Raw genomic sequence first — 11,602 nt, forward strand, 5'->3', positions numbered from 1 at the left:
GTTTGTTTTTGGTATTTAATCATTCGCTCAATCCTTACAACTAGACCAACCCTTGCTGAATAGCGTCGGCATGCTGTTGAATGTAAGCAATATCCGCCAAGTACGCGAGATGGTGTCCATCGGCAATATTCGCAGCAAATTGGGCGTTGCCATTATCCGCTTCCGTGCGCATGAAATTGACTAGCGCCGTCAACCGTTCAACCATCGCAGCAGGCAACGCCTCACGCTGCGCGACCGTGGCGCCGTAACCGTCACAGAACACTTTGGCGCGAGCGATTTGCTCGTCTAAAGTACCGAGTCGATCGACCTCGTGGGTTTTAAACGGCGCCCAACAATACACCGCATAAGCCAGATCCCACAAACGCGGCGCGGGGTGTGCGGTATCGAAATCAAACACACCGACCACTTCACCTTGCTGCAAGGCCACATTGTACGGGGCAAAATCGCCGTGACAGATCACCTCATACGGCGCCCGTGGGTTTAGCATCCATCTGCCTTCCTCTACGGGGTGTTCCGCTAAAAACGACACGGACGCATCATGCAATGTTCGCAACAAGGTCGCCGCGGAGTGTAACGCGGGCAAGCCGGCTATGTCGCCGATAAGTGGAGTGTTATACGCTTCGCCTACGACAAAACTGAGCCGTTCTTGCAGGCCTTCAACCGCAATAAATCGTGGTACCCCTTGTACGCCTTGCTGCTCAAAATGCTGCAACACGCGGTGAATGGTCGGCGACCACGGCGACAATGGCCGCAGCACGGTGTCGCCGTCGTGAACAATGGCATTTTCCCTACCGCCGGATAGTGTTTCCATACCACTCCTTGTTATGTTTTAGAATCCTTCATTCATTTTATCCAAATCTGCTTGGCATTAATAAAAGCTTTGATCCCTTGCTCGCCTAATTCACGACCAAAGCCGGATTTTTTAATCCCGCCGCTGGGTAAACGTGGGTCGGTTTTCACGATGCCGTTAATGGCCACTTGGCCGGTTTCGAGCTGTTCTGCCAAGGCCAAGGCTTTCGCGCTGTCACGGGTCCAGACGCCCGCCCCGAGCCCGTATTCACTGGTATTCGCCACTTGCAGCGCCTCGTCAGCATCACGCACCGGACACACCACCATGACCGGACCAAACACTTCTTCTTTCATCCCACACATGCCAACATGAGCGTCAGTTAACAAGGTGACGGGATAGAAAAAGCCGTCGCCGTCAGGTAATACTCCCCCCAATACACAGCGGGCACCCTGCGCGATGCTTTCCGTGACTTGGCGATGCAGATTAGCACGCAAGTCTTCACGGGCAATAGGGCCGATATCCGTAGTGGGATCGTTCGGATCCCCCACTTTTAGTGCTTGCAGGCGCTGTTTCAATTTACCGACAAATTCATCATAGATAGATTGCTCGACCAAAATGCGCTTCGCCGCAATGCACGATTGCCCCGCGTTGATGATACGCGACAACACAGCAACATCGGCAGCAGCCTCTTGATCGGCATCGGCCAACACAATGCAGGGATCGGCGCCACCCAACTCCAACACCGCGTGTTTAATTTCTGCTGCGGCGGTGGCTGCCACAATCCCACCTGCTTTGGCTGAGCCGGTAAATGACACTGCTTGAATGTGTTTATGCCGAATCGCCTCACCCACTTGCTCCGTTTCAATCGGTAAATTCACCACCAATCCCTCGGGGGCGCCTGCGGCTTTAAACACCTGCTCGATAGCGACAGCACACCCGGGCACATGCGGATCATGCTTCATCACACAGGTATTCCCAGCCATGAGTGCTGGCGCAAGAAAGCGAAACGCAATCCACAGTGGCGCATTCCACGGCAACACCCCCAGCAAGGGCCCTAATGGCTGGTAATGGACATAGCTGAGACTGGCATCACTCTCGACACGGTCATCGTGCAAATACGCCGCCGCATACTCGGCATAGTGATCGCAACACCACGCGGCTTTTTCGACTTCGGGGCCGGCTTCTTTCACGGGCTTGCCCATTTCATCGGTCATCAACTGGCCGAGCCGCGCTTTATCGGCGCGCAGTTGGGCGGCGACCCGTTTAAGCAGGCTGGCGCGTTCGTCCATACTGACGTTGCGCCACACCACATAGGCTTGCTGCGCGAGCGCTATTTTTTCGGCCATTTGCGCAGAGGTTAATGTGGCATAGCTTTGTATGATCTGACCCGTTGCGGGATTCATCGCATTAAGCATCTTTTTTCTCCTGCGTATTTACCACGTCAGCTTGTGCAGCTTGCACGGCGGCTTGACCCTTGCTGGCTTTACTTTTAGACGGTTCCAAAGTGGATATGGAGGACGCGTTTGCCGTTGACAGAATAGGCGCAAGTTGGGTTGACGATGGGTGCACCACGAAGTCTTTCTCTAACGAGAAGAAAGATTCAATGCCCGTTTCTGTCACGTAAATAGTGTCGGAAATCCCGCAGGTTTTATTGCCATCGACGCCCCACATCCAAGGGATAATATGAAAGGTCATCCCTTGCCTCAAAATGGTGGAATCGCCCTGTTTTAAGCTGCAGATATAGCCTTCATCCCAACTGGGGGGAAAGGCGATGCCAATGGAGTAACCGGAACGGGTGATCAATCGTGCGCCGACATCGTTATGCGAGATGATATTGCGGACTAAATTATCCACGTCCGACACCGTCATGCCCGGTTGCACGTAGCCATGCAGGGTATCTAACGCCATTTTCATCAGCTCTTGCGCTTTATACATGGAGTCAGTGAGTTGCCCATTCACGGCGGTACGCATCATGGCGGTATGGTAACGCCGATAGCAGCCACCGACTTCGAGAAACACATGGTCATTCGGCCCGACAATGCGCCCTTCCCACGTGGCATGCCCTATCATGCTTCTGGGTCCCGAGGTGACATACGGCATAACGGCCGGTGGTTCACCGCCCGCCTTGAACATCGCCGCACTGATAGCGGCACCGATGTCATTTTCACTGACCCCAGCAACAGCAGCCTCAAGGCCAGCCTGCATACCCGCCTCGGTTGCAAAGGCGGCTTTCTTCATGAGCTCAATTTCAGCGACTGACTTACAAATGCGGCCTTCTTCCACAATACCAAAACAATCAAGCAGCTTGCCTTCGGTTAAGGTGGTATGGATAAAATCTTGCTGATACGCAGGGAAAAAGTAGCTATTTCGTTCATAACCAATGCGCTTATTATTTAAATTAAACTCGCGCAGTGTTTCCACTAACATCTGAATCGCATCACCGGTATCTGGGTACGGGCGCGTATGTTCGACCCACGTGCGTTCAATCACATTGGACTCTTCCATCGCTCGGGTGATCATGATGGGCTCTTGATCCAAGGGCACAATCAGCCCCTGAAAAAACGAGTACCCCGTGGTCTGGTAGTCGGTTAAATACATGATGTTTTCAGGGTCGGTGATCACCACCGCATCCAAGCACCGCTCAGCAATGCGCGATCTTAATGCAGCCAAACGCGCTTGGTACTCTTCGGGGGCAAAGGTCATATCGTCTCTATTTTTCATTTTGCCGCCCTCCCTGTTTCAACCTCTGCCGTGTCGTGCTCGGCAATCACTTTCTCAATGGCCGCAACGACAATATTGAGCCCTTTCGCAAGATATGCATCTTCAATAGTGAGCGGCGGGATCAACTTAATCACCTGTCCGCCCGTCCCGCAGGCACCGAGCAGCAACCCTTGCTGAAAACACTCGCTGACCACCGCCTTTGCCGCTACACCGTCTTGCAGATCAATGCCCACCATCATGCCTTTCCCGCGGATTTGAATATGGGGGTAACGGTGTAATCCATCCAAATAATGGCGCATGATGCTGGCTTTACGCTTCACCTCTGCCATGAATTCATCATCTTCAAAATAGCGCAACACCTGTACCCCTCCGATGAAAGATAAACTTTGCCCGCGAAACGTACCGGTGTGCTCACCAGGAGACCAATGATCATCCCATTCAGGCTTCACGAGATTCATTGCGATGGGCGTACCCAACCCGCCTAACCCTTTCGCTAAACACACGATGTCAGGGTCAATGTCATACTCATCAAAACTAAAGAAAGCACCGGTGCGTCCCATGCCCGCCTGAATATCATCCACAATCAGCAAGGCGCCGATTTCTTTGGCCAAGGCAGCAAGGCTTTTCAGCCACGCTTTATCGGCCACATTTACCCCGCCTTCCGCTTGCACCACTTCCACCAAAAACGCGGCTGGCAGCGACTGCCCTGACGACGAATCCTGATACTGTGCTTTCAACTGTTCGAGTGCCAAGTGACCATCAATATGACTTTCATCCTCTGCGCCAAAAGGCTGATGTTGCACATGGTTTAATGGCACCCCTGCCGCCCCCCGAAAATAGCTATTCGCGGTAGCGGCCAATGCCCCTAACGTCATGCCATGAAAGGCGTGGTTGAATGCCACGATCGTCTGTCGCCCCGTCACCCGCCGTGCCAGTTTCATGGCCGCTTCCACCGCGTTAGTGCCAGTGGGACCAACAAATTGCATTTTATGCGGCATATTGCGGGGGTTAAGCACTATATCAACGAACTTTTCCATAAATTCACGTTTGATACAGGTGCTCATATCCAGACTGTGCAGCACACCGTGGCGCTGAATGTAGTCAATAACTGCTTCCGTCATATGGGGATTGTTATGACCAAAATTTAGCACCCCCGCACCAGCAAAGAAGTCGATATACTCACGCCCGTTTTCATCGGTTTGAATGGCGTTATAGGCCGTATCAAATACCGTGGGATAAATGCGGCAATAGCCGCGTAAATTGGATTCACGTTGCTCAAAGATGCTCATAATCCGGCTCCTGGCTATTGAGATGAAGGTGTGGGTAATGCACAAAGGAGACAGAACCAGCGCATGACCGGCTCAATCAATTGATCATTAAAATCGTAATAGGCACTGTGGCAAGGTGGTGAATGGTCGACACCGGGTACGCCCGCGCCAATGAGGGCAAATGCCCCCGGGATCGCGTTCAAGTAGTAGCTGAAATCCTCCGACGCCATAATGGGTTGCAGTGAGTCGGTATCCAGTGCCACCTGACCAAATAAGGCTTGCCATGTGGTGCGGCTATGGGCGGCTTCTGTCGCGTGGTTCACGGTGGGTTGATACCGGGGATAGTGCGTCACTTGGCAATCCACACCGTAACTGGCGGCCGTGTCCTGACTGATCTGCGTGATCCACTCCCCCACCGTCACCGCATCGTTCATGTGTGACACCCGAATCGACCCACTGAGGGTGGCATGGGTGGGAATGGTTGTGGGGCCACTCGGGGCATCAATGGCTGTCACGCTAACCACCGCCGCCGTTTGTGGCGGTAATCGACGCGCCACGATTTGCTGTAAATTAACCGTAATCGCCGCGGCCGCTAACACCGGATCACGGCACAGATTGGGCTGGCTGGCATGTCCACCTATGCCGGTGAGTACGATCTCGAAAGTGGCATTGCCCGCCATCACCGTCCCTTCGGGACAAAATAGCTGACCCAGTGGTATCGCTGGCCAATTGTGCCAACCATAAATGGCATCAATGCCCGCCAATGCGCCGTCGTTGATCATCTCGCGCGCGCCGTGGCCGCCTTCTTCGGCAGGTTGAAATATCACACTGACCGGATGCGTCAATTGGTGTTCATGGGCTTTTAGCCACTTCGCCGTACCCAGCAAAACCGCAGTGTGTCCATCGTGGCCACACGCATGCATCACCCCCTGTTGTTGAGAACACCATGACACGCCAGAACGCTCTTCAATCGGCAAGGCGTCCATATCGGCACGCAATAAAATATGCTTGCCCGACTGGTTCGCGGCCAATGTCGCGATCGTGCCCAATCCGGCGCATTCACGCCACTCTATTGACATCGCGCTCAACGCTTCACGTATAGTGTTAGCGGTGTGCTTTTCCTGCCAACTCAATTCCGGTTGCTGATGCAATTGGCGGCGCAATAACATCGCGTAATCAACGCATTGTTGCCAATAAACCGTTTCGGCCATAGCGACCCCAAACCCGTGAGGGCGGTGTATCAGATCACATCAACAGGGATCCGATAAACGCCAAATGAAGACGAAAGAAAATCTGAGAAAAACACAGAGGCAAACAGCCTGGCGTGTTAATACAAACAAAATGGGAAGGACTTAGTGATGGGGCGACATAAAGGTGGGGTTATTACCCGTGACAAGGCCGGAGTGCGGTTTGAGATAGATAATCTGCATCTGCTTCATCTGCTGCGCCTCCGTTTGCTGCAAACAGTCACAGGCCCCGAAACACTCTTATGGATCACTTAACGTGATCGGGGTCTTGGCTTAAAAATAGAATAAACACTTAGTAGTAAAGTAAGCACAGGGTTTAGGGATTTGCAACTTTTGCCCTTGCATTAACATACGGGGATAAGCGATGTGGGATAACGTTATAAACAACTCAATCGAAAGGTATCATTCAAATCCAGCGGTAAAATCAACGTACTGAACTGCATCTCCCGCGAACGGACACACAAGGCCTCTTTGTCTGCCGTATTTTGTTGATATTTTTGCTCGTATTCTACATTGAACACCGCTTTACCTTGCTCAATAAACGGTGCCAATTGCTGACATTCATTAAATTCAAAACATTGCTCATTCACGGCAAAGTCAAAATACGTGACTAACTCAGGCACTTGTTCAACGTTGTTTTTCAGACCAACAGACAGGTTTCGACTGTGTGCTTCATTGGCAAGCAGCCGGTTAAACGTCAGCTGATCGTCAGCCGTTAAATCAAAGCCGGTGTTATTTTTGTATCCATCCACGTTATCCGGCTCGACACCATCACACCCTTTTTGCACCGCCAAATCTAACCGCTCTTTCATGATAAGTAACACATTGGAAGAGCGAATATCTAACCACCGCTCCCCCGGCCAGCCATCCAGTGCATTGCCTAACTCTGCCGATTCAAACGCGGTCGCATCTGGGCGCCATTCTTCATACGATCCTGCGGAAAAGTAGCAAATCACCTTGATGTTTTTCGCTTGTAAGTCCTGAATCAGCGTTTCAGCGGAATCAAATACATCAATGTCATACATGGCAACGTCATAGGTGGTATTGACCGTACCGTTGAGCTGCCACTGCCAAGTGGTCATCACCGGTGGACGGTACCAGCCGCCTCGAGTAATAGGAGAAAGGGTGTCAGGGTCGATACTGATGGGATCAATCGCGCCATTTTCTGGAAGCGATGTGTCGGGCGGCATGTCCACGGTCTCAGGCGGAGCCGTACCACCGCCCTCATTAACCGGCGATTCTTCGCTGTTGCAGCCTAGTGACAACGATAAGACACACGCCGACACCACTGTAGGGAGGATGAAATTACGCATACCCTACAGTCTATGTGTTAGAGGAGGATAACGCGAATCGTCATCAGATTGTGCGCACTTATTTAAGGCGTTGAACGGAAAGGTCGATCTGAAGCGGGTGCCTTCATGGCCTCGTAAATCACAGATTGAAAGGTGTACTTGGGACGCGACTGAAGGTTGCAGTCGTCTTTATACATCTTTTGATACATCGGCATGCCCCAAAAGTCCGTCCAGTAAACCTCCACCATTTGGGTGGTCGTTGAACAATGCGTCTCAATTGGCGCGTACTGTTGCAAAGCCTGATCTAACGCCGCCACTTTTTCATCGTCCAAAGCAATCGCGCCGATGTAAACGCCATTATTGATGCTAGAGGCATAAGTGCGTCGTGCATCACCTAAGCGGCTGACGTGCATGACGTTATCGCGGATTTCAATGACATTGGCGTTTGAACTAAAACACCCGATTGAACTCATGACAATTTTCGTCCCATCCTTGCGCATCAATTTGGTCATGGTTAAGTCATTGGTAAACGGTGCGGATAGGCTTTCCGATAAGTCACTCGGTAAACCATCGTCAGAAACACACCCCATCAAGGATAGAGAGGCCAATAGTGCCAATATCTGCTTTTTTACTGCCATTTCGCCTGAATCCACTGTTCTACTTTATAAAATCGACGAAATATCCCAATAAACACGACCCGGTGTCAATCGTTAGGTCATTCTGATGCGCAAAACAGACTCCACATAATCGGTACAAACGAATTCGAGCGAAAGGACTCATACAAAAGAGAGTGTGCAAAGAGTCGCGTCAAACAGACCCGCTCCAAGCCCAACACGGTGAGAAAAGTCTGTTTCCGATTTAGCAACAATAACGGTGGGGTTCTCACTTTACTCCCCTCGCTAAACGGTTAATATAGCGCTCAAAGGAGAACAGTATGCACTCACTGAATTTAAATTTGCTACGAACATTTTATAACGTGATTTTATACGGTTCTTTTTCTATTGCGGCCGACAAGCTGTATATTTCAAAATCCGTTGTCAGTAAGCACATTAAATTATTGGAAGAAAGCCTGAACTGTACGCTGATCCAACGTACTACCCGCACCATTAATTTAACCGATGAAGGACGTTACCTTTACGAGCAATGTGCGAAAATATTCGATAGCATCAGCGACTGCTATGAATATATTGATGACAGAAAAGGCGAAGTACGCGGCAAACTCAGAATAAAAATGCCACCGGTATTAGAGCATGACGCGTTTATGACTGATGTCATCACCCAAGTCATGATGCAGTATCCAAACCTTAATATCGACATTGTTTTCGACAATGCCATTGGCGATTTAGTCGGTGAAGGGTTTGATGTGGCATTTTACATTGGTCAACCCAGCGACAGCTCTTACAAATGCCGCAAAGTCAAAGCGTTGAAGACGTACATCGTTGCCTCACCGGATTACCTCGCTCAACACGGGGAACCGCTGACGCCTCAGGACTTGGTCAATCATCGCTGTATGAACTATGCCCACTGCCTGACACAGAAAAAGTGGACGTTTATCGACGAACAGGGCGAACTCAATGACAGCGTCTCGCCTTACATCGACTCGTACATTGAGTCACACAGTGAACGCCAACTGGCAGAATTTGCAGCAAGAGGATTAGGGATCACCGCCTCGTTAGCCTTTATTGCCCAACCGTATTTGGAGCAAGGCACATTAGTCAGTCTTTTATCAGATTATACGTGGGATACCTCGCTTTATATTCTGTATCCGGATAATGTGGTGGTGCCATTAAAGACTCGAAAGTTTATCGACCAATTATTTAATCAATAAATTACTGCTTATATTTTTATTGTTGTCTGCATGCCAATATTCATTGGCATCGTTTCGCTGCACGTAAAATTCAACAATGAATAATCCTTGAAATTATTTTTATTTAAACAGATGATGAAAGTGTCTCACTTTCGTCAATGGCACCTTTGTGTGTTTTTTATGGTGATGACTATGCAATCTTTACGACACTCTTTCACGTTAACGAACATGGCTGTTTTCATGGCGCTTTCTTTTTCTTCCTCCCTGTATGCCAAAGAATCGAAAGTGGTGATTCCGGTGGATGACCAATCTGTCGTCGGCACCCTGAACGTTCCGGATAATGTCGTGCAACCACCCGTGATCCTCATGCTACACGGGTTTATGGGGCAAAAAGACGAGTTGCAGATTGAAGGCACCGACGAAGGGATCTACACCCGTACTGCACGCACGTTGGCCTCGCAAGGTATTGCAAGCCTGCGCATTGACTTTCGTGGCGCAGGCGAAAGTGATGGCCAATGGGCTGACACTACCTTTTCCCGCCAAATTGAAGATGCCCAGCGCGCACTGCAATGGCTGAAAAAACAACCGCAAATTAACCCCAACAAAGTGGGGCTGCTTGGTTGGAGTCAAGGCGGCCTTGTCGCCAGCCATGTGGCCAATTTGAATCCGGATCTCGATGCGGTCGTTCTGTGGTCACCGGTGACTCACCCCTACATGACGTACGGCAAATTAATGGGCGCTGACTTGGTGCTGAAAGCCAGCGCCAGCGAAGCCGAAACCCCGTTTACGACCACCACGCCGTGGGGTTATGAAACCACGCTGAAAGGCAAATTCTTTAAAGAAGTGCTGACCATGAACCCGATTGGTGCCATTGCCCACTATCCGGGGCCGCTGCTGGTGATTCAAGGCACGCAGGATGATCTGGTCGTCAATACCGATGCGTGGATGCACTACCACCAAGGCGACAATAAACACGTTGAACTCAATACTGATCATGTCTGGGGCGCGTTTTCAGGGCCGAGCATGTTAGACGAGCGCGTGCTGCCAGAAACCATCAACTGGTTCAATGCCGGTTTTAAGGCTCACACCGCACTTGCCGATCACACACCTGATTGAGCAAAGCGCGATCATGGGAAATCACCAACACGCCGATGTGGCGAGCCTTGCAGTGACGTAGCAAAGCCTGCCAAAGCTGTTGCTGGGTGAGCAGATCCAACGGGGCGGAGATCTCATCACACAACAAAAATTGCGTCGATGGGATCAACGCCCGCACCACATTCAGTCGCTGTAATTGCCCGCCGGAAAGCTGTGAAGGTCGGCGTGCTAACCATGCGGGCTGAATGTGAAAATCTGCCAGTATGGCGCTGAAATCCGTCTCACGCCAACTTTCGCGTAATGACTGGTCTAACGTCAGGTAGGGATTAAACGCAAACTCTGGCTGTTGGGCCACCCATTGCACCGGATTGGCTTGTCCTTGTGGACAAGCTGGCACCGACAGCGTCCCGCGATGCAGTGGCTGGATCCCGGCCAGCACTTTTGCCAAGGTCGATTTTCCGCACCCACTGGGGCCGAATACCCCCACCACTTCACCGCGTTGTACAGTGATGTCACATAACGCCAGTTCACGTTTTGATTGCCAGCTGGATAAAAAACGAAATGGACGCTCTGACTCATAAACCACCACGCCCTGCTGCAAACTCAACATAGCGAATGCCCCCAATTTTCCGGCAACGCCTGCCACAACGCTTGGCTGTAAGCATGACACTGACCATCCATCATCGCGCTTGGTGTGGTTACGTCCACCAATCGCCCTTCTCGCAGCACCACTATGCGATCTGCCCAACGTAATAACTGACGCAAATTATGGGAGATGATCACCATGCCTTGATGCTCGGTGCGCGCAGTTTCCCGCAGTTGACGATACATCGTCTCCGCTTGTGTTTCATCCAGTCCGGCACAGGGTTCATCCGCCACAATAAAAGCGGGAGACTGCACTTGCGCCTGCGCCAAACACGCCCGTTTTGCCATGCCGCCAGACAGTTGATGCCGATAACACCCAGCAATATCGCTATTGCGGGTCGCATGGGCCTCCCGCAACGCATGGGCTCCCCACAAGGCATAGGCAAAATCGGCACGCCAACGGGCCAAATGCTGCCCGACCGTTTTTAACGGGTCAAACACTGCAGCCGATTGAGCAGATAACGCCAAAGAGCCCGTCGCTTTTACCTCGCCATGGCGACAAAACCCGGCGGGCACCTGTCCCAACAGCGCGTGCGCCAATATACTTTTGCCACTGCCGCTTTCACCGATCACACCGACGATCTCTCCCCGCTGCACGGTAAAACTGATGGGATGCAGCAGGCTTACATCACAGGATGACGATATTACGGATAATTGGTTGATAGATAACACGTTAACGACTTATTCCTTTCTCAGCACTATTTACCAGCAACGATTAACTGCCTCAATTAGCGGCC

11 protein-coding genes are annotated in these 11,602 nt (G+C 51.2%); 2 read left to right on the plus strand and 9 right to left on the minus strand.

Annotation, left to right across the window (positions count from 1 at the left end; all coding sequences use genetic code 11):
* Window positions 1-40: 40 nt before the first annotated feature.
* The 7 genes from ACSF8W_RS12290 to ACSF8W_RS12320 all read right to left on the minus strand — a co-directional run bounded on the left by ACSF8W_RS12290 (window position 41) and on the right by ACSF8W_RS12320 (window position 7,956).
* Window positions 41-811: a phosphotransferase gene (locus ACSF8W_RS12290; RefSeq protein WP_500847616.1), complete on the minus strand. Its 771-nt coding sequence runs from the start codon at window positions 809-811 to the stop codon at window positions 41-43.
* Between the two features lie 32 nt (window positions 812-843).
* On the minus strand, window positions 844-2,205 hold the full coding sequence (locus ACSF8W_RS12295) for an NAD-dependent succinate-semialdehyde dehydrogenase (RefSeq protein ID WP_500847617.1): 1,362 nt from the start codon (window positions 2,203-2,205) through the stop codon (window positions 844-846).
* A complete protein-coding gene (gene doeA, locus ACSF8W_RS12300) occupies window positions 2,198-3,511 on the minus strand; it encodes an ectoine hydrolase (protein WP_500847618.1) in 1,314 nt (437 codons plus the stop codon). Before doeA ends, ACSF8W_RS12295 begins: the two co-directional genes overlap by 8 nt.
* On the minus strand, window positions 3,508-4,800 hold the full coding sequence (locus ACSF8W_RS12305; protein ID WP_500847619.1) for an aspartate aminotransferase family protein: 1,293 nt from the start codon (window positions 4,798-4,800) through the stop codon (window positions 3,508-3,510). Before ACSF8W_RS12305 ends, doeA begins: the two co-directional genes overlap by 4 nt.
* Before the next feature lie 14 nt (window positions 4,801-4,814).
* Window positions 4,815-5,990, minus strand: coding sequence for a N(2)-acetyl-L-2,4-diaminobutanoate deacetylase DoeB2 (gene doeB2, locus ACSF8W_RS12310; RefSeq protein WP_500847620.1), 1,176 nt, complete (start codon window positions 5,988-5,990; stop codon window positions 4,815-4,817).
* A gap of 413 nt (window positions 5,991-6,403) precedes the next feature.
* On the minus strand, window positions 6,404-7,339 hold the full coding sequence (locus ACSF8W_RS12315; RefSeq protein WP_500847621.1) for an endo alpha-1,4 polygalactosaminidase: 936 nt from the start codon (window positions 7,337-7,339) through the stop codon (window positions 6,404-6,406).
* 62 nt (window positions 7,340-7,401) lie between these two features.
* Window positions 7,402-7,956 carry a hypothetical protein gene (locus ACSF8W_RS12320; protein WP_500847622.1) on the minus strand — a complete coding sequence of 185 codons (555 nt, stop codon included), beginning with the start codon at window positions 7,954-7,956 and terminating at the stop codon, window positions 7,402-7,404.
* 296 nt (window positions 7,957-8,252) lie between these two features.
* On the opposite strand from ACSF8W_RS12320, the gene ACSF8W_RS12325 reads away from it, so the two are divergent.
* Together ACSF8W_RS12325 and ACSF8W_RS12330 are read left to right on the plus strand one after the other, a co-directional pair.
* Complete coding sequence (locus tag ACSF8W_RS12325; protein ID WP_500847623.1) at window positions 8,253-9,146, plus strand: LysR family transcriptional regulator; 894 nt, start codon at window positions 8,253-8,255, stop codon at window positions 9,144-9,146.
* A 171-nt stretch (window positions 9,147-9,317) separates the two neighbouring features.
* The gene (locus tag ACSF8W_RS12330; RefSeq protein ID WP_500847624.1) at window positions 9,318-10,241 is read left to right on the plus strand and encodes an alpha/beta hydrolase family protein; all 924 of its coding nucleotides are present in this window, start codon (window positions 9,318-9,320) and stop codon (window positions 10,239-10,241) included.
* Here the strand turns inward: ACSF8W_RS12330 and ACSF8W_RS12335 are convergent.
* On the minus strand, window positions 10,201-10,830 hold the full coding sequence (locus ACSF8W_RS12335) for an ATP-binding cassette domain-containing protein (RefSeq protein WP_500847625.1): 630 nt from the start codon (window positions 10,828-10,830) through the stop codon (window positions 10,201-10,203). The genes ACSF8W_RS12330 and ACSF8W_RS12335 overlap by 41 nt on opposite strands.
* Window positions 10,824-11,537 (minus strand): ATP-binding cassette domain-containing protein, encoded by a 714-nt coding sequence (locus tag ACSF8W_RS12340; protein WP_500847626.1) that lies wholly within the window; start codon window positions 11,535-11,537, stop codon window positions 10,824-10,826. The genes ACSF8W_RS12335 and ACSF8W_RS12340 overlap by 7 nt, the downstream gene beginning before the upstream one ends.
* Between the last annotated feature and the right edge of the window lie 65 nt (window positions 11,538-11,602).

The organism is Photobacterium sp. 270122K, assembly GCF_059941365.1.